18 protein-coding genes are annotated in these 20,700 nt (G+C 55.2%); 8 read left to right on the top strand and 10 right to left on the bottom strand.

Features of this window, described 5'->3' with window-relative positions; all coding sequences use genetic code 11:
* Positions 1–241: 241 nt before the first annotated feature.
* The 5 genes from ispC to rpsB all read right to left on the bottom strand — a co-directional run bounded on the left by ispC (position 242) and on the right by rpsB (position 5,000).
* Positions 242–1,441 (bottom strand): 1-deoxy-D-xylulose-5-phosphate reductoisomerase, encoded by a 1,200-nt coding sequence (ispC, locus tag HMPREF1144_RS27060; RefSeq protein WP_004098749.1) that lies wholly within the window; start codon positions 1,439–1,441, stop codon positions 242–244.
* A 226-nt stretch (positions 1,442–1,667) separates the two neighbouring features.
* Positions 1,668–2,225, bottom strand: a complete 558-nt coding sequence (frr, locus tag HMPREF1144_RS27055) for a ribosome recycling factor (RefSeq protein ID WP_004098748.1) — start codon at positions 2,223–2,225, stop codon at positions 1,668–1,670.
* Between the two features lie 206 nt (positions 2,226–2,431).
* On the bottom strand, positions 2,432–3,157 hold the full coding sequence (gene pyrH / locus HMPREF1144_RS27050; RefSeq protein WP_004098747.1) for a UMP kinase: 726 nt from the start codon (positions 3,155–3,157) through the stop codon (positions 2,432–2,434).
* 146 nt (positions 3,158–3,303) lie between these two features.
* The gene (gene tsf, locus HMPREF1144_RS27045) at positions 3,304–4,155 is read right to left on the bottom strand and encodes a translation elongation factor Ts (protein WP_004098746.1); all 852 of its coding nucleotides are present in this window, start codon (positions 4,153–4,155) and stop codon (positions 3,304–3,306) included.
* 119 nt (positions 4,156–4,274) lie between these two features.
* Positions 4,275–5,000, bottom strand: coding sequence for a 30S ribosomal protein S2 (gene rpsB / locus HMPREF1144_RS27040; protein ID WP_003856207.1), 726 nt, complete (start codon positions 4,998–5,000; stop codon positions 4,275–4,277).
* 323 nt (positions 5,001–5,323) lie between these two features.
* Here rpsB and map point away from each other — a divergent pair, with 323 nt between their 5' ends.
* The 4 genes from map to HMPREF1144_RS27020 all read left to right on the top strand — a co-directional run bounded on the left by map (position 5,324) and on the right by HMPREF1144_RS27020 (position 10,256).
* A complete protein-coding gene (gene map, locus HMPREF1144_RS27035) occupies positions 5,324–6,118 on the top strand; it encodes a type I methionyl aminopeptidase (protein WP_004098745.1) in 795 nt (264 codons plus the stop codon).
* Between the two features lie 119 nt (positions 6,119–6,237).
* Complete coding sequence (glnD, locus tag HMPREF1144_RS27030; protein WP_004098744.1) at positions 6,238–8,901, top strand: bifunctional uridylyltransferase/uridylyl-removing protein GlnD; 2,664 nt, start codon at positions 6,238–6,240, stop codon at positions 8,899–8,901.
* Between the two features lie 33 nt (positions 8,902–8,934).
* Complete coding sequence (gene dapD, locus HMPREF1144_RS27025; RefSeq protein WP_009654545.1) at positions 8,935–9,759, top strand: 2,3,4,5-tetrahydropyridine-2,6-dicarboxylate N-succinyltransferase; 825 nt, start codon at positions 8,935–8,937, stop codon at positions 9,757–9,759.
* A 107-nt stretch (positions 9,760–9,866) separates the two neighbouring features.
* Positions 9,867–10,256, top strand: coding sequence for a DUF3461 family protein (locus HMPREF1144_RS27020; protein ID WP_004098742.1), 390 nt, complete (start codon positions 9,867–9,869; stop codon positions 10,254–10,256).
* A 47-nt stretch (positions 10,257–10,303) separates the two neighbouring features.
* On the opposite strand, the gene cdaR is transcribed toward HMPREF1144_RS27020, so the two are convergent.
* The 3 genes from cdaR to dgt form a co-directional block, all read right to left on the bottom strand.
* Positions 10,304–11,461: a DNA-binding transcriptional regulator CdaR gene (gene cdaR, locus HMPREF1144_RS27015; RefSeq protein WP_009654589.1), complete on the bottom strand. Its 1,158-nt coding sequence runs from the start codon at positions 11,459–11,461 to the stop codon at positions 10,304–10,306.
* A 191-nt stretch (positions 11,462–11,652) separates the two neighbouring features.
* Positions 11,653–13,092, bottom strand: a complete 1,440-nt coding sequence (degP, locus tag HMPREF1144_RS27010; RefSeq protein WP_004098740.1) for a serine endoprotease DegP — start codon at positions 13,090–13,092, stop codon at positions 11,653–11,655.
* A gap of 134 nt (positions 13,093–13,226) precedes the next feature.
* Positions 13,227–14,741 carry a dGTPase gene (dgt, locus tag HMPREF1144_RS27005; RefSeq protein WP_009654576.1) on the bottom strand — a complete coding sequence of 505 codons (1,515 nt, stop codon included), beginning with the start codon at positions 14,739–14,741 and terminating at the stop codon, positions 13,227–13,229.
* An 84-nt stretch (positions 14,742–14,825) separates the two neighbouring features.
* On the opposite strand from dgt, the gene mtnN reads away from it, so the two are divergent.
* The 3 genes from mtnN to HMPREF1144_RS26990 all read left to right on the top strand — a co-directional run bounded on the left by mtnN (position 14,826) and on the right by HMPREF1144_RS26990 (position 17,123).
* On the top strand, positions 14,826–15,524 hold the full coding sequence (mtnN, locus tag HMPREF1144_RS27000; protein WP_009654558.1) for a 5'-methylthioadenosine/S-adenosylhomocysteine nucleosidase: 699 nt from the start codon (positions 14,826–14,828) through the stop codon (positions 15,522–15,524).
* Positions 15,517–16,317, top strand: coding sequence for a vitamin B12 ABC transporter substrate-binding protein BtuF (gene btuF / locus HMPREF1144_RS26995; RefSeq protein WP_004098736.1), 801 nt, complete (start codon positions 15,517–15,519; stop codon positions 16,315–16,317). Before mtnN ends, btuF begins: the two co-directional genes overlap by 8 nt.
* Before the next feature lie 182 nt (positions 16,318–16,499).
* Positions 16,500–17,123 carry a TRIC cation channel family protein gene (locus tag HMPREF1144_RS26990; protein WP_009654554.1) on the top strand — a complete coding sequence of 208 codons (624 nt, stop codon included), beginning with the start codon at positions 16,500–16,502 and terminating at the stop codon, positions 17,121–17,123.
* A gap of 99 nt (positions 17,124–17,222) precedes the next feature.
* On the opposite strand, the gene erpA is transcribed toward HMPREF1144_RS26990, so the two are convergent.
* Entirely contained in the window at positions 17,223–17,567 is a 345-nt protein-coding gene (gene erpA / locus HMPREF1144_RS26985) for an iron-sulfur cluster insertion protein ErpA (RefSeq protein ID WP_004098733.1), read from the bottom strand.
* Between the two features lie 81 nt (positions 17,568–17,648).
* Entirely contained in the window at positions 17,649–19,067 is a 1,419-nt protein-coding gene (gene clcA, locus HMPREF1144_RS26980; protein ID WP_042928605.1) for a H(+)/Cl(-) exchange transporter ClcA, read from the bottom strand.
* A gap of 305 nt (positions 19,068–19,372) precedes the next feature.
* Between clcA and hemL the strand changes: the two genes are divergently transcribed.
* Complete coding sequence (gene hemL, locus HMPREF1144_RS26975) at positions 19,373–20,653, top strand: glutamate-1-semialdehyde 2,1-aminomutase (RefSeq protein WP_004098731.1); 1,281 nt, start codon at positions 19,373–19,375, stop codon at positions 20,651–20,653.
* The last annotated feature ends 47 nt before the right edge of the window (positions 20,654–20,700 follow it).

Below are 20,700 nucleotides of genomic sequence, written 5' to 3'. Positions count from 1 at the left end.
ACGCGTTTTAAGTCCATAATAAGGATTAGCTAAGCTACTAAACACGGGCCACCGGTCAGCGCTGGATACGCATTTTTATCCGGTGCCGGAGCTACGGCCAATCGCAGAGAACAACCAAAAGCTTTACGCAAAAAAGCCGTGTCTTGCCACGGCCACCGTAATCTTTCACACCAAAATGCAACGATCGGATGGCGCAGACTATATCACTGAAGCACAGCGCCCACAAATATCACAACGCGTATCAGAATTTGCGCCACGCCGTCAGGAGCTGACCTGCGCTTACCCGGGCCATCGCATCAATAGCCAGCACTTCATCAATACTTTGCGGCTCATTTAACGCCTGTTGATCCAGCACCGCCTGATTTATCGCCGCAATATCGGTAAAGCGAATATCCCCGTTCAGAAACGCCGCGACCGAAACTTCATTCGCCGCATTCAGCGCCGTGGTCGCCGCCTGACCGACATCAAAAGCCTCCATGGCCAGCTTCAGACAGGGGTAACGGCCGTAATCCGGTGCCGAGAAGCTCAGAGTGCTCAACTGACAGAAATCCAGCGGTTTCACCCCAGAATTAAGGCGTTTTGGCCAGCCCATCGTGTGGGCAATCGGCGTACGCATATCCGGCTCGCCGAGCTGCGCCAGGACGCTGCCATCCTGATATCGTACCATCGAGTGAATCACCGATTGTGGATGAATCAGGACTTCCATCTGCTGCGCCGAGGCGTTGAACAGCCAGCGGGCTTCGATATACTCCAGCCCTTTGTTCATCATGGTGGCCGAATCGACAGATATTTTGCGCCCCATCGACCAGTTTGGATGCTTGCATGCCCGATCGGGAGTCATTGCCGCCAGTTCAGAAATCGCCGTTTCCCGGAAGGGACCGCCGGAGCCGGTGAGCAGAATCGACGCCACGCCGTTCTGGGTTAAATCAGCGTATCCCAGATTATGTTGAATTGTTTCCGGCATACTCTGAAAAATCGCATTATGCTCACTATCAACCGGTAACAATCGTGCGCCGTACTGCTGCACGGCCTCCATAAACAGACGGCCACAGGTCACCAGCGACTCTTTGTTCGCCAGCAGCACCGTTTTACCCGCACGAATGGCTGAGAGCGTCGGCACCAGGCCTGCTGCGCCGACTATCGCCGCCATCACCTGCTCAACCTCGTCCAGCGCCGCCACTTCTGCCGCCGCCTGCTGGCCGCTCATGACTTCCGTTCGGCAGCCCTGCTCGCGCAGTTGCGCACGCAGCAGCTCCGCGCTGTGCGCATCGTCCATTACCGCGTAACGAGGGGAGAATTCCAGACATTGTTCAACCATACGGTCGACATTTTTCCCGGCGACCAGCGCGGTGATAGAAAAGCTATCAGGATTATGGCGCACCACATCCAGCGTGCTGCAGCCGATAGAACCGGTCGAACCAAGAATGGTTAATTGCTTCATGAGGCGTCCAGAATAATGAAGACAGGATAAAAAGCAAAACGCCGCCAGCAAACCCTTATGCATCAATTATCGGTTGACAGAGCGGAGGCGCAAGGCCTTTGACATGGCGCCAAAGGCTACAAGGCCAGCCGTCTAAACGCAATCCCGAAAATTGAGCGTACGGTCTCCTGTACGGCGTTTCAGATTTTACGCAGGCCGATCGTCAGACCTGCGTGTCGGCAGAGAATCAGAACTGCATCAGTTCCGCTTCTTTATCCGCCAGCGCCGCATCAACTTTCTTGATAGCAGCATCAGTCATTTTCTGCACATCTTCCTGAGAGCGGCGATCGTCATCTTCGCTGATCTCTTTCTCTTTCAGCAGCGCTTTGACTTTGTCGTTGGCATCGCGACGAACGTTACGTACGGCAACGCGCGCCTGTTCAGCTTCGCCACGCACGATTTTGGTCAGATCTTTACGACGCTCTTCGGTCAGCGGCGGCAGCGGAACGCGGATATCGCTGCCCGCAGAGCTTGGGTTCAGACCGAGGTCGGAAGCCATAATCGCTTTTTCAACGGCCGGGCTCATGGAGCGATCGAAGACGTTGATCTTCAGCGTGCGGGAGTCTTCTACCGTTACGCTAGCCAGCTGACGCAGCGGAGTCGGCGTGCCGTAGTATTCCACGATAATGCCATCCAGCAGGCTGGGAGAAGCACGACCCGTGCGTATTTTGCTGATTTGGGTTTTGAACGCTTCAACGCATTTGTCCATGCGTACTTCAGCATCTTTTCTGATATCGCTAATCACGTTACGAATCCTTGAAAACTTGTCTCAGACAGACCAGACGGTCGCCCACTGCAAAAGTGAGCTAAGTATAGTCATGTTTATGCTCAGCGTCTTTCAGGCTGCGGGTCAGCCGCAGCATTCCATCCACAGAGCATGTTGAAAACCATCGGGTCAAAAAACCCGAAAAAGTAAGGCCGAATATTACCCGCATTTGACGCTAACGGGAATTACTCAGTAATTAATGTGCCTTCTTTTTCACCCATCACCACTCGGCGCAGCGCGCCAGGCTTATTCATATTGAATACGCGAATCGGCAGTTTGTGGTCACGCGCCAGGGTAAAGGCCGCAAGATCCATCACTTTCAGCTCTTTATCCAGTACTTCGCTGTAGGTCAGCTGATCGTACATCGTTGCGGAAGGATCTTTGGCCGGGTCGGCGGTAAATACACCGTCGACTTTGGTGGCTTTCAGTACCACATCGGCTTCAATTTCAATGCCGCGCAGGCAGGCAGCGGAATCGGTGGTAAAGAATGGGTTGCCGGTACCCGCGGAAAGAATCACCACGCGGTTGTTACGCAGCAGGCTGATAGCTTCCGCCCAGCTGTAGTTATCACACACGCCATTCAGCGGAATCGCTGACATCAGGCGGGCGTTCACATAGGCGCGATGAAGTGCATCACGCATTGCAAGGCCATTCATGACCGTTGCCAGCATGCCCATGTGGTCGCCCACAACGCGGTTCATGCCCGCTTTCGCCAGACCAGCACCACGGAAAAGGTTACCGCCACCAATCACTACGCCAACCTGAATACCCAGCTCAACCAGTTCTTTGATTTCCTGAGCCATGCGGTCAAGTATGCTCGCATCAATACCGAAGCCTTCTGAACCTTGCAGAGCTTCGCCACTTAACTTAAGCAGAATACGTTTGTAGACGGGTTTTGCATTGGTAGCCATGTTTCTTTCCTGAGACTGTCAACGAATGAGATGAGTTAATTCTGGCGACATTGTACGTCGCTTTTCAGCGTACCCACTATAGCGGTTGGCTGAATTTACACATTAGGCGCAAAAAGAAGCCGCCCTCAGGCGGCTCCTTTTGAAAATTAAGACTGCTTGGACATCGCAGCAACTTCTGCTGCAAAGTCAGTCTCAACTTTCTCAATGCCTTCGCCCACTTCAAAGCGGATGAAGCCAGTCACGTCAGCGTTGTGCTCTTTCAGCAGCTGAGCAACAGATTTGCTCGGGTCCATAACGAACGGCTGGCCGGTCAGAGAAACTTCGCCGGTGAATTTCTTCATGCGGCCTTCAACCATTTTTTCTGCGATTTCTTTCGGCTTGCCAGACTGCATGGCGATGTCCAGCTGAACCTGGTACTCTTTTTCGACCACTTCAGCGGAAACGTCTTCCGGCTTAACGAATTCAGGCTTGCTTGCAGCGATGTGCATAGCCAGCTGTTTAACCAGCTCTTCGCTCGCGCCTTTAGCGGCAACCAGAACACCGATACGCGCGCCGTGCTGGTAAGAGCCCAGAACTTCGCCTTCCAGGGAAGAAACGCGACGGATGTTGATGTTCTCACCGATTTTAGCAACCAGCGCAACGCGTTCTTCTTCGAACTGTGCTTTCAGAACTTCAACGTCGGTGATTTTGCCTGCAACAGCTGCATCCAGAACTTTGTTTGCAAATGCCTGGAAGCCACCATCTTTAGCCACGAAGTCAGTCTGGCAGTTAACTTCCAGAATGATGCCGTAGGTGCCATCGATTTTAGTGATGATCACGCCGTCAGCGGCAACGTTGCCCGCTTTTTTCGCTGCTTTAATAGCACCGGATTTACGCATGTTTTCGATTGCCAGCTCGATGTCGCCGTTCGCTTCAGTCAGCGCTTTTTTGCAATCCATCATGCCTGCGCCAGTACGCTCGCGCAGCTCTTTTACCAGGGATGCGGTAATTTCAGCCATTCTTTATTCCTCGGGAGATATGATCGGCCCGGTTCCAGGAACCAGACAGATTTGAAAGTGAAAAAGGGGCCGCTAAGAGGCCCCTATTTATACACGGTACTAAATAAGGGTATGCCTTATTATTCAGCTTCTACGAAGCTTTCTTCCGCCTGAGAAGCCAGATCCTGAGAACGGCCTTCACGAACGGTAGCAGCAACAGCGCTCAGGTACAGGCTAACTGCACGGATTGCGTCGTCGTTACCCGGGATAACGAAGTCAACGCCGTCCGGATCGGAGTTAGTATCAACGATAGCAAATACCGGAATACCCAGGTTGTTTGCTTCTTTGATTGCGATGTGCTCGTGGTCAGCGTCGATAACGAACAGCGCGTCCGGCAGGCCGCCCATGTCTTTGATACCGCCCAGGCTGTTTTCCAGCTTGTCCAGCTCACGAGTGCGCATCAGCGCTTCTTTCTTGGTCAGCTTGTCGAAAGTACCGTCCTGGGACTGAGTTTCCAGGTCTTTCAGACGTTTGATAGACTGACGAACGGTTTTCCAGTTAGTCAGCATACCGCCCAGCCAGCGATGGTTCACGAAGAACTGGTCGCAGCTGTTAGCAGCGTCTTTTACCGCTTCGCTTGCAGCGCGCTTAGTACCAACGAAAAGGATTTTGCCTTTGCGAGAAGAGATCTTGTTCAGTTCAGCCAGAGCTTCGTTGAACATCGGTACAGTTTTCTCAAGGTTGATGATGTGAACTTTGTTACGCGCGCCGAAGATGAAAGGCTTCATTTTCGGGTTCCAGTAACGGGTCTGGTGACCAAAGTGAACACCAGCCTTGAGCATGTCGCGCATGGAAACAGTTGCCATGTTTAAAACCTCTATAGATAAAAGTTGGGGTTATGCCTCCACGTATCCCATATTACCGACCCCAAAGGGCACCCCGGAATATGTGCCGATACGTGTGTGTTGTTACACAAAGTGAGATTTGTCGCTTCAGTCCATCTTGTGTATCTGAGAATGGAACAGAAGTCCGGCGCGCTTTATACCACAAAACAGGACCAGACACCAACTGTTGTTGACGTCGCGTGCTGCTAATGATTCTCAATTTGGCAGCAGGACGCCCGGACTGTTAACATTGTTCAGACATAATCTATTATTGTCGAAAAAATCGACACTGCTGGACACAATCCATGGCTATTTCTATCAAGACATCTGAAGACATCGAAAAAATGCGCGTTGCCGGCCGCCTGGCCGCTGAAGTGCTGGAAATGATCGAACCCTACGTAAAACCGGGCGTCAGCACCGGCGAACTGGATCGCATCTGCAACGATTATATCGTTAACGAACAAAAAGCCGTATCCGCCTGCCTGGGCTACCACGGCTTCCCGAAATCCGTCTGCATCTCTATTAATGAAGTGGTGTGCCACGGGATCCCGGACGATGGCAAGCTGCTGAAAGATGGCGATATCGTCAACATTGACGTCACCGTCATTAAAGATGATTTCCACGGTGATACCTCGAAGATGTTTATCGTCGGTAAACCGACCATTCTGGGCGAGCGCCTGTGCCGCATTACCCAGGAAAGCCTCTATCTGGCCCTGAAAATGGTCAAACCGGGCGTTAATCTGCGCGCTATCGGCGCGGCTATCCAGAAATACGTTGAAGCCGAAGGTTTCTCCGTCGTGCGCGAGTACTGCGGCCACGGTATCGGCCGCGGTTTCCATGAAGAACCGCAGGTGCTGCATTACGACTCCCCGGAAACCAACGTGGTGCTCAAACCCGGCATGACCTTTACCATTGAACCGATGGTCAACGCGGGTAAAAAAGAGATCCGCAGTATGAAAGACGGCTGGACGGTAAAAACCAAAGACCGGAGCTTGTCTGCGCAGTATGAGCATACTATTGTGGTGACAGACAGCGGCTGCGAAATACTGACGTTACGCAAGGATGACACCATCCCGGCGATAATCTCGCACAACGAATGATGAAAAGCCGGCGCCAGCCGGCTTTTTTATGACGAGCACCCTGTGGGCCGCCGCAAGCGACGTTAAAAATCGCTCCCGGCGATTTTTTATGGGTGATAGTTTTTTATTATGGTGGCGCGATGAGCAACTCTTTATCTGATACTGTCTCCCCTGCCCTGGCCGACCAGCCGGCGAATCCGGGCCGCTGGCCGCAGAGCGACTTCAACTGCGCGGCTATCAAGGCGCACATCGACGCTTTTCAGCGCTGGCTGGGCGAAGCATTTGACCACGGCATCGCCGCAGAGAGATTGATTGAGGCGCGCACCGAATTTATCGATCAGCTGCTTCAGCGGTTATGGGTCGAGTACGGGTTCGGGTCGATGAACGACATCGCGCTGGTCGCCGTCGGCGGTTACGGCCGCGGCGAACTGCACCCGCTTTCCGATATCGACCTGCTTATCCTGAGCCGTAAAAAGCTGCCCGATGAGCAGGCGCAGAAGGTCGGCGAGCTGCTGACGCTGCTGTGGGATATCAAGCTGGAAGTCGGCCACAGCGTGCGCACCCTCGAAGAGTGCCTGCTGGAGGGGCTGTCGGACCTCAGCGTCGCCACTAACCTGATTGAATCGCGTCTGCTTATTGGCGACGTTGCGCTGTTCCTTGAACTGCAAAAACACATATTCAGCGACGGCTTCTGGCCATCGGAAAAGTTCTTTGCGGCAAAAGTCGAAGAGCAGAATGTACGCCATCAGCGCTATCACGGGACCAGCTATAACCTCGAGCCGGACGTGAAAAGCAGCCCCGGCGGCTTGCGCGATATTCACACCCTGCAGTGGATCGCGCGCCGCCATTTCGGCGCCACCTCGCTTGATGAAATGGTCGGCTTCGGTTTCCTGACCGAAGCCGAGCGCAACGAGCTTAACGAATGCCTGCATCAGCTGTGGCGCATTCGCTTTGCGCTGCATCTGGAGCTCAACCGCTACGATAATCGCCTGCTGTTCGACAGGCAGTTCAGCGTCGCCCGTCGCCTGCGTTACGAAGGCGAAAGCAACCAGCCGATTGAGCATATGATGAAGGATTTCTTTCGCGTCACCCGCCGGGTGAGCGAGCTGAACCAAATGCTGATCCAGCTGTTCGAAGAGGCGATTCTGGCGCTCACCGAGGATGAGAAGCCGCGGCCGATTGATGATGATTTTCAGCTGCGCGGCACGCTAATCGATCTGCGCGATGACACGCTGTTCATCCGCGAACCGCAGGCGATTCTGCGCATGTTCTTTATGATGGTGCGTAACAGCAGCATTACCGGCATCTACTCCACCACGCTTCGCCACCTGCGCCACGCCCGTCGTCATCTGACGCAGCCGCTTTGCTATATTCCGGAAGCGCGGACCCTGTTCCTCAGCATGCTGCGCCATCAGGGCGCGGTCAGCCGGGGGCTGCTGCCGATGCACCGCCATAGCGTGCTATGGGCCTATATGCCGCAATGGTCGCATATTGTCGGTCAGATGCAGTTTGACCTGTTTCACGCCTATACCGTTGATGAACACACGATCCGCGTGCTGCTTAAGCTTGAGAGCTTCGCCAAAGAAGAGACCCGCAGCCGCCATCCGCTGTGCGTTGAACTTTGGCCGCGCCTGACGCATCCGGAGCTGATCCTTATCGCCGCCCTCTTCCACGATATCGCGAAAGGACGCGGCGGCGACCATTCTATTCTCGGCGCGCAGGACGTGCTGAAATTCGCCGAGCTTCACGGTCTTAACTCGCGCGAAACCCAGCTGGTGGCGTGGCTAGTGCGTCATCATCTGCTGATGTCGGTCACCGCCCAGCGTCGCGATATTCAGGATCCGGAAGTGATCAAGCAGTTTGCCGAAGAGGTGCAAACGGAGAACCGTCTGCACTACCTGGTCTGCCTGACCGTCGCCGATATCTGCGCCACCAACGAAAACCTGTGGAACAGTTGGAAGCAGAGCCTGCTGCGCGAACTCTATTTCGCCACCGAAAAACAGCTGCGCCGGGGGATGCAAAACACGCCGGATATGCGCGAGCGGGTGCGTCACCACCAGCTACAGGCGCTGGCGCTGCTGCGGATGGAAAATATTAATGAACAGGCGCTGCACCAAATCTGGAACCGCTGCCGCGCCAACTACTTTGTGCGCCATACGCCAAACCAGCTCGCCTGGCATGCGCGCAATCTGCTGCGGCACGATCTCAGCAAGCCGATGATCCTGCTCAGTTCCCACGCCTCGCGCGGGGGCACCGAGATCTTCATCTGGAGTCCGGATCGTCCTTACCTCTTCGCCGCCGTTTGCGGCGAGCTGGATCGACGTAATCTTAGCGTTCACGATGCGCAGATCTTCACCACTCGCGACGGCATGGCGATGGATACCTTTATTGTCCTTGAGCCGGACGGCAGCCCGCTTTCCGCCGACAGGCACGAAATGATCCGCTTGGGCCTGGAACAGACCATCAGCCAGCGCAGCTGGCAGCCGCCGGCGCCCCGTCGTCAGGCGGCGAAGCTGAGGCATTTTTCCGTGCCGACGGAGGTGAATTTCCTGCCGACGCATACCGACCGGAAATCCTTTCTTGAGCTGATTGCTCTCGACCAGCCGGGTCTGTTAGCGCGCGTCGGCCAGGTGTTTGCCGACCTCGGAATTTCGCTCCACGGCGCGCGAATTACGACAATTGGTGAGCGAGTAGAAGATTTATTTATAATCGCCACCGCAGACCGGCGCGCCCTTAATAATGAGCTACAGCAAGAAGTGCAACAACGGTTGACAGAGGCCCTCAATCCAAACGATAAAGGGTAACGTATTTTTTTAAGTAAATGGAAAGAGTAAACAATGCAGCAATTACAGAACGTTATTGAGTCCGCTTTTGAGCGTCGCGCCGACATCACGCCGGCAAACGTGGATACCGTAACCCGCGAAGCGGTTAACCAGGTGATTTCTCTGCTTGATTCCGGCGCGCTGCGTGTCGCTGAAAAAGTTGACGGCCAGTGGATCACCCATCAGTGGCTGAAGAAAGCGGTTCTGCTCTCTTTCCGTATTAACGATAACCAGGTTATCGATGGTGCGGAAAGCCGCTACTTCGATAAAGTCCCTATGAAGTTCGCGGATTATGATGAAGCGCGTTTCCAGAAAGAAGGTTTCCGCGTCGTTCCACCGGCGGCCGTTCGTCAGGGGGCGTATATCGCTCGCAACACGGTTCTGATGCCGTCCTATGTGAACATCGGCGCCTACGTTGACGAAGGCTCGATGGTTGATACCTGGGCGACCGTGGGTTCCTGCGCGCAGATCGGCAAAAACGTCCACCTGTCCGGCGGCGTCGGCATCGGTGGCGTACTGGAGCCGCTGCAGGCTAACCCGACCATTATCGAAGATAACTGCTTTATCGGCGCGCGTTCCGAAGTCGTTGAGGGCGTCATCGTCGAAGAGGGTTCCGTTATCTCTATGGGCGTATACCTCGGCCAGAGCACCAAAATCTACGACCGCGAAACCGGTGAAGTGTTCTACGGCCGCGTTCCGGCAGGCTCCGTCGTCGTTTCCGGCAATCTGCCGTCAAAAGATGGCAAGTACAGCCTCTACTGTGCGGTTATCGTCAAAAAAGTCGATGCCAAAACCCGCGGCAAGGTTGGAATCAACGAACTTCTGCGTACCATCGACTAAGCAGTATGAAAAGCGGGAGGCATCCCGCTTTTTTTATATATTAAGCTGGCGAAGATAGATTTTTTCGTTAATTATTCAAAGATTACGATGATATCAAAGGTACCGTTATGTACGATAATCTGAAAAGTCTTGGTATTACCAATCCTGATGAAATCGATCGCTATAGCCTGCGGCAGGAAGCCAACAACGACATTCTGAAAATCTACTTTCAGAAGGATAAAGGCGAATTCTTCGCCAAGAGCGTCAAGTTCAAATATCCGCGTCAGCGCAAAACCGTTGTCGCCGACGGCGTGGGCCAGGGATATAAAGAAGTCCAGGAGATTAGCCCGAATCTACGCTATATCATCGACGAGCTGGATCAAATTTGTCAGCGCGATCGCACCGAAATCGATCTGAAACGTAAGATCCTCGACGATCTGCGTCACCTCGAAAGCGTGGTGACCAATAAGATCAGCGAAATCGAATCCGATCTGGAAAAACTGACGCGCAATAAATAAGTTGAGCCCTGTTCCCGGCGTTAATCCTCCCGGCCGGGAACGGTATTCTATCTCTGCTCATCGAGCTGCAACGCAATATACAGCAGCAGACGATCGTCAAAATTGCCTAAATCCAGCCCCGTCAGCTCAGAAATGCGGTTCAAACGGTATTCCAGCGTATTACGGTGAATAAAAAGCGCCTTTGAGGTTGCCAGCGGCTGCACATTGTGACGAAACCATGCCTGTAAGGTGCGGCGCAGCAGACCGTTGTTATCCATCGCCTTCAGGCGAACCAGCGGGCGCGCCAGCTCATTAGCCTGCCAGCCGCCGCGCAGGCTATCCAGCAGTACCGGCAGCATCAAATCCTGGTAAAAATAGCTACGGCTCTCCGGCATCCGCTGCTTGCCGACCATCATCGTGGTTCTGGCTGTGCGGTATGAACGGGCGATACTGCCCGGCCCGGTAAAAAAGTTCCCCAACGCCACGCGGAAACGCAGCTGACCGTTCTCTTTCATCCTGCTAATGAGCTGCTCGACCCGTTTGCAGTGATCTTCCGCATCCCAGCGGCCAAAGGCGTTCAGCGCGGGCTTCAGTACCACCATTTCCGTCAGCGAGACAATGGCCACCAGATTATTACGGTCCGGCGTGGTCAACGCGGTCTGGAGCTGCTGCAGCTCCGCCATCGCACTGTCTACGCCCAGCTGGCCGCTATCCACTTCGATCATCGCCACCACGCGCGGTTGGTTGAGATCGATCCCCAGACGCTGGGCCCACTCGGTCAGCGCCGGGGTGTTCTCTTCCGCCTGAATCAGGTTCATAACCAGCTCTTCGCGCAGACGGCTATCCTGAGCCAGGAGATGCATCAGCCGCGATTGTTCCAGCATCATCTCGGCGGTCATACATACCAGTTCACCGTATTTACGCAGCGACTCCGGTTCGCCGGTCAGGCCGATGACGCCGACGATCTCCCCTTCCAGACGCAGCGGCAGGTTGATCCCCTGGCGTACGCCGTGCAGATGTCGGGCAACAGCATCATCAATATCGACAACGCGGCCCTGGGAAAGCACTAATAGCGCGCCTTCGTGCAATTCACCAATTCGCTCGCGGTCTCCGCTACCGATAATGCGCCCGCGGGCATCCATTACGTTAATATTGGTATCAATGATGCGCATCGTACGCACCACGATATCCTGCGCCATTTTGGTATCAAGATGCCAGCCAGCCATGTAACCCTCCCGTGAGCAGGCGACCAGCATAAAAGAGTTGGCAACACGCCGCATTGTGCATTTGCACAAAGCCGGGCTAAGAAATATGGAGTTGTGGAAGATATCACAGAATGAAAAATGGAAGGGTCGGCAGAAATAAAAAAGCCCCTTTCCTCCGCAAGGAGAAAAGGGGCTTTGCGAACCGTCAGGGATTACTGCATCAGCAGATAAATCGACGTATCGCCGCGCTGGATATTCAGCGCCAGAACCGACGGTTTGGCATCAAAAATTTTGCGCAGGTCGGCAATATTTTTCACCGGCTGCTGGTTCGCGCCAACGATAATATCGCCTTTCTTCAGGCCAATCTGCGCCGCCGGCGTTCCCGCTTTCACGTTACTCACCACGACGCCTTTATCCTGGCCTTTGTTGCTCATTTCCGCCCCTTCAATACCGTTGAAGATGGTGCTTGAGTCAACCTGGTTCTGATTGCTCTGCTGCAGCTCAACGGTCACCGTCACCGGCTTACCGTCACGCAGCAGGCCAAGCTCGACTTTGCTGCCGATCGGCATGGTACCCACCTGGGCGCGCAGCGCGGCAAAGCTGCTGATCGATTTACCGTTCAGCGTGGTAATCACGTCGCCGGCTTTAATCCCCGCTTTCGCGGCCGCAGAGTTCGGCATCACCTGGCTGACGAAGGCGCCGCGCTGAGCGTCAACTTTCATCGCTTTCGCCAGTTCGGAATTCAGCTCGGTCCCCATGATGCCCAGCTCACCGCGCTTAACCTGGCCAAATTTGACCATCTGATCGGTCAGGTTTTTCACCATGTTGCTCGGAATAGCGAAGCCGATACCAATGTTGCCGCCGTCCGGCGCCAGAATCGCGGTGTTGATACCGATCAGCTCGCCGTTCAGGTTAACCAGCGCGCCGCCGGAGTTACCGCGGTTGATCGCCGCATCGGTCTGGATAAAGTTTTCATAGTTTTCAACGTTCAGACCGCTACGGCCAAGGGCGGAAACGATCCCCGAGGTCACGGTTTCGCCCAGGCCAAACGGGTTACCGATCGCCACGGTGTAATCGCCGACGCGCAGGGCGTCAGAGTCCGCCAGCTTAATCGCGCTCAGGTTTTTCGGATCCTGGATTTGAATCAGCGCAATATCAGAACGCGGGTCTTTGCCGACCACTTTCGCGTCGAACTTGCGGCCATCGCTGAGCTGAACTTTGATAGTAGTCGCATTATCCACTACGTGGTTGTTGGTCACGACATAGCCTTTAGCTGCATCGATGATCACCCCGGAACCGAGGGCCATAAATTTCTGCTGCTGGCCGCCATCGCTACCCGGCGCGCCGCCCTGCCCGCCGCCCTGACAGAACGGAGAGCTTTGGAACGGAGAACCATCCTGACAGAACGGCGAATTATCGCCAAAGAACTGCTGGAAGTTACGCGGCATCCGCGGCGTATTAACGGTGGTGCTCCCCTCAACGTTAATGCTCACGACCGACGGCATCACTTTTTCCAGCATCGGCGCCAGGCTTGGCATCTGCTGCGCATTAGTCGCCGAAGAAGCTGTTTCCGCCGCGCTCGCAGAGAGAGGGGACAACGCCAGACCTAAACTCAGAGCCAGGGCACTCATTGCTAACGTGGTTTTTTTCATAGGTTTCAATCTCGATTTCAGATAACGAATAGTTGCTGTGTTGGTGACTATCAGAGTCATTTTATAGCGCGAAGTTCCGGAATGAAGTTTGGGTAAAAGTAAAAATTTATTGTCCGTCTTTACAAAACTCACCCTTATTCTACGGCCATCAATCGTCGATATTCATCCCATGCATACAAGTCGGTCATTCCGCTGATATAGTCCTGAATGAGACGACAGCGATAATAATATTCCATCACTGGAAACTCCGGATTATTGCGCGAAATCTTATTTACGGCTTCTATATAAGCCAATCGATGACGAGTCGAAAGCTTCTGGAACAGACGTGATGCAATCGGTAAACTTCGCACCCGCTCTTTTTCCACCAGCAGACTAAACTCATCCAGCGATAATTTTAGCAACGGCTGATAAATATCGAGTAAACCGCTAATAACGCGATAGCCCTGAAGTTCCAGCTGTTCGACATCAGGATGGCTAAACACATGTTTTACAGCAACATTTTTATAAAGCTCAAGCAGTTGACTGCAATCGCTGTCGTCCTCCAGCAGCGCATGATTAAAATCGCCGCTAAAAATATTTGGCAGATTATCAATAAACCGACGCGCCGCGTAGGGTACCAGCCTATTGAGCGTATTAACCCGTAAATACATAAAAAACTGATCTTCGGTACTCCGGCTCAGAGAATTCGCACGCGATTTCTCCCAGGCGTTTTCGACAACCTGATTAAACAAGGAGCCTTTTTCGTGAACACCCCAGGCTTCATAGAGATGCTGATAAAGCTGCTCTACGCTGAAGATGCGTTTTTCTACCGCATCTTCAAGGTCGGCGACGCAATATGAGATGTCATCCGCAGCTTCCATAATCCACGTTAATGGGAAGCGATTGTAAGGGGCCAGATCAAGTTCTTTACGCAACCTCGCAACATAGCCCTCTTCGGCTAAATAATAACCAGGTTTTTTCATTAAATAATTGTGGCTGGTCGGCGGTTCCCCGCGCCACCATGCCGGACGCGTATATTTTAGAATGCAGCCCACCTGCGCCCAGGTGAGATTCATGCGCATCAGCGTATGCACTAAGCGTATACCCTGCGCATTGCCTTCAAACCAGCATAAGTCCTGGCGAACCTTACGCCGCAGCTCATTCAGCTGGCTATCGCCTTCCTGCAGGCGCAGCGCCGCGACCACGCAGCGATCGTCGGTTAACGGCTGGCTGGCCGCATCGCCGGGGAAAAGCCGCTGGCTGAACCAATCATTAATTGCCGCCTCGCCAAAATGGCCAAATGGCGGATTGCCGATATCGTGCATCAGGCAGGCCATTTCAACAATGCTCTCGAACGGCCCGGTAAGCTCATCCAGCCCGTAGCTTTCCAGCAGCTTCTGCTCTTTCAGACGACTCAGCACCTCTTTGGCGATATAGCGGCCCACCTGCTGAACTTCCAGAGAGTGGGTCAGCCGCGTCCGCACCGCGGCATTGCGCTCCAGCGGGAAAACCTGGGTTTTTTGCTGCAGCCGGCGGATCGCCGGCGAGTTGATGATGCGTCCGCGATCGCTTTCGAAAATTCGCAGGATTTCACGCTCCGTCTCAACGCCCTGCGGTGAACGGTAGCGGCGACGCCAGTTAATCTTGTTGCGAAAATCGATCTTAGCCATGATCTCCCCCGAGCGAGCAATAACGTTTCCTTCTAAGCGCATGATAGACTATGCCGCTAAAACCCACACATCGCGAGTAAATCTATGAAAATCGGTATTATTGGCGCAATGGAAGAAGAAGTTACCCTTCTGCGCGACAAAATCGACAACCGCCAGACCATCACTATCGGCGGCAGCGAAATCTACACAGGCCAGCTGCAGGGCGTTGATGTCGCTTTGTTGAAATCGGGCATTGGCAAAGTCGCCGCCGCCATGGGCGCCACCCTTCTGATGGAGCACTGCAAGCCGGATGTGATTATTAACACCGGTTCTGCGGGCGGCCTCGCGTCGACCCTGAAGGTTGGCGATATCGTCGTCTCCGACGAAACGCGCTATCACGACGCGGACGTCACCGCGTTTGGCTATGAGTATGGCCAGCTGCCGGGCTGCCCTGCCGGTTTCAAAGCCGATGATAAGCTGATTGCCGCCACAGAGACCTGCATCAGCGCGCTGAATCTTAATGCGGTTCGCGGACTCATTGTCAGCGGCGACGCATTCATCAACGGTTCCATTGGTCTCGCCAAAATCCGCCACAACTTCCCGCAGGCCGTCGCGGTAGAAATGGAAGCCACCGCCATCGCGCACGTCTGCCACAACTATGGCGTACCGTTTGTTGTCGTTCGCGCGATCTCCGATGTTGCCGATCAGCAGTCGCATCTGAGCTTCGACGAGTTTCTCGCCGTTGCCGCGAAGCAATCCACCCTGATGGTGGAAAACCTGGTGCAGCACCTGGCTCGTGGCTAAGTCGCTCAACGCGGCGCTTGCCGTCCTGATGCTGCTTGCCCCGGCGTGGCTTTTCGCCGCGCCGCGGGTGATTACGCTCTCTCCCGCCAATACTGAACTGGCGTTTGCCGCCGGTATTACGCCGGTTGGCGTCAGCAGCTATTCCGATTACCCCCCGGAAGCCGCAAAGATAGAGCAGGTCTCCAGCTGGCAGGGGATGAATCTGGAACGCATCGTCGCCCTTAAGCCCGACCTGGTGCTGGCGTGGCGCGGCGGTAACGCTGAACGCCAGGTGAATCAGCTAAGCTCGCTCGGGATAAAAGTCCTCTGGGTCGAAACATCGACCATCGAAGAGATTATCGCAACGCTTCGCCAGCTGGCGCAGTGGAGCCCGCAGCCGGAAAAGGCGCGGCAAGCGGCGCAGAAAATGCAGGACGCGTACCAGGCCTTAAAAACCCGCTACGCGAGCGAGCCGAAAAAACGCGTTTTTTTACAGTTCGGCGCTAACCCTCTCTTTACCACCAGCAAAGGCTCGATTCAGGATCAGGTTCTGACGCTGTGCGGGGGAGAAAACATTTTTGCCGCCAGCCGGGTTCCCTGGCCGCAGGTGAGCCGTGAACAGGTACTGGCAAGGCAGCCGCAGGCCATTGTCATCGCCGGCGACGCCAGTCAACTTCCCGCCGTTGAGCGCTATTGGCAGAATCAGCTAAAAATTTCTTTTATTGCGCTACATGGCGACTGGTTTGAACGCGCGAGCCCACGTATTATTCTCGCCGCAAAACAACTCTGTACTGCGCTCGAGCAGATAAAATAATCACCTGCTAACCCAGGTGCTAAAAGGCTATCCCACCAGGCGCAATTGTTGCAGCCAGTTTGAACACGGGCAGCGCGGAACACCCGGAGCGTACATGTGGTACGTGAGGGCTGTGAGCACTGCCGGGGCCAAACTGGCAAATAAAATAACCTAATGGGATAGACTCTAAGTGGGAACTGACGATGCTTGTCTATTGGCTGGATATCATTGGCACCGCCGTGTTTGCCATCTCCGGAGTTCTGCTGGCTGGAAAGCTGCGCATGGACCCTTTCGGCGTGCTGGTATTAGGCGTGGTGACCGCGGTGGGCGGCGGCACCATTCGCGATATGGCCCTTGCTAACGGCCCGGTATTTTGGGTTAAAGACCCTACCGATCTGGTGGTGGCGATGGTCACCAGCATGTTCACTATCCTGCTGGTACGCCAGCCGCGCCGGTTACCCAAATGGGTGCTGCCGGTGCTGGACGCCGTCGGTCTGGCGGTATTTGTCGGTATTGGCGTCAACAAAGCCTTTCTTGCCCATAGCGGACCGCTGGTGGCCGTCTGCATGGGCGTCGTCACCGGCGTAGGCGGGGGGATCATCCGCGACGTGCTGGCGCGTGAAATCCCGATGATACTGCGTACGGAAATCTACGCGACAGCCTGCATCGTTGGCGGCATCGTGCATGCGACGGCGTACTACACCTTTCAGGTTCCGTTAGAAAACGCGGCGATGATAGGTATGGTGGTCACGCTGGTCATCAGGCTGGCGGCCATCCGCTGGCACCTGAAGCTGCCAACGTTCGCGCTTGATGAGAATGGACGGTAATAAAAGCAAAACGGTAACCTTAAGGTTACCGTTTTTAGCGTTTGCGCCCTCTCGCTGTATGAGAGGGCTGGGGAGAAGAGGCTCCCGGGCGCACTATCTTTAGACGCTGAACGAGGAGCCGCAGCCGCAGGTGCTTTTCGCATTCGGGTTGGTCACGATAAAACGCGAGCCTTCCAGACCTTCGGTATAATCGACGGCGCCGCCGACCAGATACTGCAGGCTCATTGGGTCAACCACCAGGCCGACGCCCTGCTTCTCGATAGTCATATCGCCTTCGTTAACCTGATCGTCGAAGGTAAAGCCGTACTGGAAACCGCTGCAGCCACCACCGGTGATGTACACGCGCAGTTTCAGGTTCGGATTGTCTTCATCCGCAATCAGGTCTTTTACTTTAATCGCCGCGGCTTCGGTAAACTCCAGCGGCAACGCTACGTCATCACTCATTTTATGCTCCCATTGATACTTCTGACCGGTTAAAGAATAACCCGACCTTTTGAGCCATTATCCAATACCCGAGTAAATCGTTCAAGTATTCTCCCCGCCGACCGGCTGCGCCTTTGCTTCCTGTTCCGCCTTTTGTTTTGCCAGGGTGCGCTGCAGAATAGTCGAGTATAAAGGCTTACCGCCGAGGAATTGTGCCAATAGTGTTGCGCCGAGACAGGTAATAATCATTGGCAAAATGAGCTGATAGTTATCGGTCATCTCCAGCACCAGCACGATGCCGGTCAACGGCGCGCGAACCGAGGCAGCGAGCAGCGCCCCCATCCCGGCGATGGCAAAGGTGCCGGCATCCAGATGATAGGCCGGAAACAGCGGCGTCGCCGCCATGCCAAACGCCGTGCCCAGCAGCGTCCCCAGCGCCAGCATCGGCGCAAAGATACCGCCGGGCGCGCCGGAAGAGAAGCAAAGCAGCGTGGTAATCACCCGCGCGATAAAAATAAACAGCAGCAGGCCGACGGAAAAATTGCCCGCCGCGGCGATGGGAATCAGGTTAAACCCGCCGCCGGACGCCGCTGGCTGAATCAGCCCCAGCACGCCGCAGCTTCCGCCGATCAGGCCGCCAATCAGCACCCATTTTTTAATGTTGCCGCCGTGGATCCGCTGGAACATATCCTGGGTGCGCAGCACCAGCGTATTAAACAGCGGGCCAATACAGCCAAAAATCATTCCGAGGATCAAATACAGCCACAGGGTGTTGACCGGCGCATTGCTGAGCTTACCGACCTCGATAACCGCTTTATCGCCGTTGAAGATACGGAAAACGATGGTGGCCATAATGACGCCGGTAAACACGGCTTTAATGGAGATCAGGTTGTAGCGAAACTGCGGGCGCATCTCTTCAATAATAAACAGAATCCCGGCCAGCGGCGCGTTAAAGGCGGCGGAGAGGCCCGCCGCGGCGCCGGTCGCCAGCAGCGTATGGCGAGCTTCCGGACTGCGCATGCGAAAAACGTCCACCACCATGCGCCCAAGATTCCCCCCAAGCTGCACCATCGGCCCTTCGCGCCCCAGCACCATGCCCGCGCCCAGCGTCCCCATGCCGCCGATAAACTTCACCGGCAATACGCGCCACCAGCGAACGGGACGCAGCTCCTCCAGCGCGCCTTCAATTTCCGGGATCCCGGAGCCGCCCGCTTCCGGCGCAAAACGACGGACGAGAAAATAGCCCACCATCGCCAGCAAAGCGGAGAGGATAAAGGCCAGCGGCCAGACCAGAAACCAGTGGTCTGCCACCTCTACCAGCGCGCCTATGCGCAGGTTCTGCACCCAGTTGACGCTTTTTTCAAACGCGACGCCGATCAGCCCCGCCAGCGTGCCGACAACGGCCGCCATTAATAACACCGCCAGCGGCGTTTTATCACGTTGGATCAACCGACGCACGGCATCGCTGCGGCGAACGCGTACGAACTGATGTGCTGAAGAAGAGGGGTTTTCTGCTTTCATGCCATTATCAATAATAAGTAATACAAATAGAAAGAAGGTCATTCTAGCCAACCGGACTGGCTCCGTCGTCAAAAAAATGCGCCCTGACCCCATTGTTTCAATTGGGCAAAACTTTCATACCCTAAATAATTCGAGTTGCAGGAAGGCGGCAAAAGAGTGAATCCCGATGAGCTTACTCTGGTAAGTGATTCGGGTGAACGAGCGCAGCCAACACACCTGCAACTTGAAGTATGACGGGTATATAACCTTCCTGGAATAACTTAGAATAACCGACAAAACATTTTTCACGAACCAGGACCCTGGCAATGAGCAAATCTGAAAATCTGTATAACGCTGCGCGTGAACTTATTCCCGGCGGCGTGAACTCTCCGGTACGTGCGTTCACCGGCGTCGGCGGTACGCCGCTGTTTATCGAGCGCGCCGACGGCGCTTACCTTTACGACGTTGATGGTAAAGCGTATATCGATTATGTCGGCTCCTGGGGCCCAATGGTGCTGGGCCATAACCATCCGGCCATCCGCAACGCGGTCATTGAAGCCGCCGAACGCGGCCTGAGCTTTGGCGCGCCGACGGAGATGGAAGTTAAAATGGCGGCGCTGGTCACCGAGCTGGTCCCGACCATGGATATGGTCCGCATGGTGAACTCCGGTACCGAAGCCACCATGAGCGCCATTCGCCTGGCCCGCGGCTTCACCGGTCGCGACAAAATCATCAAGTTCGAAGGCTGCTACCACGGCCACGCCGACTGCCTGCTGGTAAAAGCCGGCTCAGGCGCGCTGACGCTCGGCCAGCCGAACTCGCCGGGCGTGCCAGCGGACTTCGCCAAACACACCCTGACCTGCACCTATAACGATCTGTCATCGGTTCGCGCCGCGTTCGAACAGTATCCGCAGGATATCGCCTGCATCATCGTTGAGCCGGTGGCCGGTAATATGAACTGCATCCCGCCGCTGCCAGAGTTTCTGCCGGGCCTGCGCGCGCTGTGCGACGAGTTCGGCGCGCTACTGATTATCGATGAAGTCATGACCGGCTTCCGCGTGGCGCTGGCCGGCGCGCAGGATTACTACGGCGTTGTGCCGGATCTGACCTGCCTTGGCAAAATCATCGGCGGCGGTATGCCGGTTGGCGCATTCGGCGGTCGTCGTGAGGTGATGGATGCCCTGGCGCCGACCGGCCCGGTTTATCAGGCAGGCACCCTCTCCGGCAACCCCATCGCGATGGCGGCAGGTTTCGCTTGCCTGACCGAAGTGGCGCAGCCCGGCGTGCACGAGACGCTAACCGAGCTCACCAACCAGCTGGCCCAGGGTCTGCTGGACGCCGCGCGCGATGCAGGGATTCCGCTGGTGGTGAATAACGTCGGCGGCATGTTCGGCATTTTCTTTACCGATGCGCCAACCGTGACCTGCTACCAGGACGTGGTGAAGTGCGATGTAGAGCGGTTTAAACGCTTCTTCCACCTGATGCTGCAAGAGGGCGTCTACCTGGCGCCGTCGGCGTTTGAAGCGGGCTTTATGTCCATCGCCCACAGCGAAGAAGATATCGATAATACCGTCGCCGCCGCGCGTAACGCTTTCGCGAAGCTGTAACTCTGATTGCCGGGGCTGCTCAGCCCCGGCAATGCCTCTCCGACGTG

It is taken from the genome of Klebsiella sp. OBRC7 (assembly GCF_000293135.1).
In the GTDB taxonomy this organism is placed as follows: Bacteria; Pseudomonadota; Gammaproteobacteria; order Enterobacterales; family Enterobacteriaceae; genus Klebsiella; species Klebsiella michiganensis.
This window is presented reverse-complemented; position numbering and strand designations above follow the sequence as displayed.

Bases quoted from the DNA above. Each gene is read 5' to 3' on its own strand.
- dgt (WP_009654576.1), bottom strand. From the start codon at position 14,741: ATGGCTAAGATCGATTTTCGCAACAAGATTAACTGGCGTCGCCGCTAC.
- cdaR (WP_009654589.1), bottom strand. From the start codon at position 11,461: ATGGCTGGCTGGCATCTTGATACCAAAATGGCGCAGGATATCGTGGTG.
- HMPREF1144_RS26990 (WP_009654554.1), top strand. From the start codon at position 16,500: ATGCTTGTCTATTGGCTGGATATCATTGGCACCGCCGTGTTTGCCATC.
- tsf (WP_004098746.1), bottom strand. From the start codon at position 4,155: ATGGCTGAAATTACCGCATCCCTGGTAAAAGAGCTGCGCGAGCGTACT.
- dapD (WP_009654545.1), top strand. From the start codon at position 8,935: ATGCAGCAATTACAGAACGTTATTGAGTCCGCTTTTGAGCGTCGCGCC.
- hemL (WP_004098731.1), top strand. From the start codon at position 19,373: ATGAGCAAATCTGAAAATCTGTATAACGCTGCGCGTGAACTTATTCCC.
- glnD (WP_004098744.1), top strand. From the start codon at position 6,238: ATGAGCAACTCTTTATCTGATACTGTCTCCCCTGCCCTGGCCGACCAG.
- mtnN (WP_009654558.1), top strand. From the start codon at position 14,826: ATGAAAATCGGTATTATTGGCGCAATGGAAGAAGAAGTTACCCTTCTG.
- HMPREF1144_RS27020 (WP_004098742.1), top strand. From the start codon at position 9,867: ATGTACGATAATCTGAAAAGTCTTGGTATTACCAATCCTGATGAAATC.
- degP (WP_004098740.1), bottom strand. From the start codon at position 13,092: ATGAAAAAAACCACGTTAGCAATGAGTGCCCTGGCTCTGAGTTTAGGT.
- ispC (WP_004098749.1), bottom strand. From the start codon at position 1,441: ATGAAGCAATTAACCATTCTTGGTTCGACCGGTTCTATCGGCTGCAGC.
- erpA (WP_004098733.1), bottom strand. From the start codon at position 17,567: ATGAGTGATGACGTAGCGTTGCCGCTGGAGTTTACCGAAGCCGCGGCG.
- rpsB (WP_003856207.1), bottom strand. From the start codon at position 5,000: ATGGCAACTGTTTCCATGCGCGACATGCTCAAGGCTGGTGTTCACTTT.
- clcA (WP_042928605.1), bottom strand. From the start codon at position 19,067: ATGAAAGCAGAAAACCCCTCTTCTTCAGCACATCAGTTCGTACGCGTT.
- pyrH (WP_004098747.1), bottom strand. From the start codon at position 3,157: ATGGCTACCAATGCAAAACCCGTCTACAAACGTATTCTGCTTAAGTTA.
- map (WP_004098745.1), top strand. From the start codon at position 5,324: ATGGCTATTTCTATCAAGACATCTGAAGACATCGAAAAAATGCGCGTT.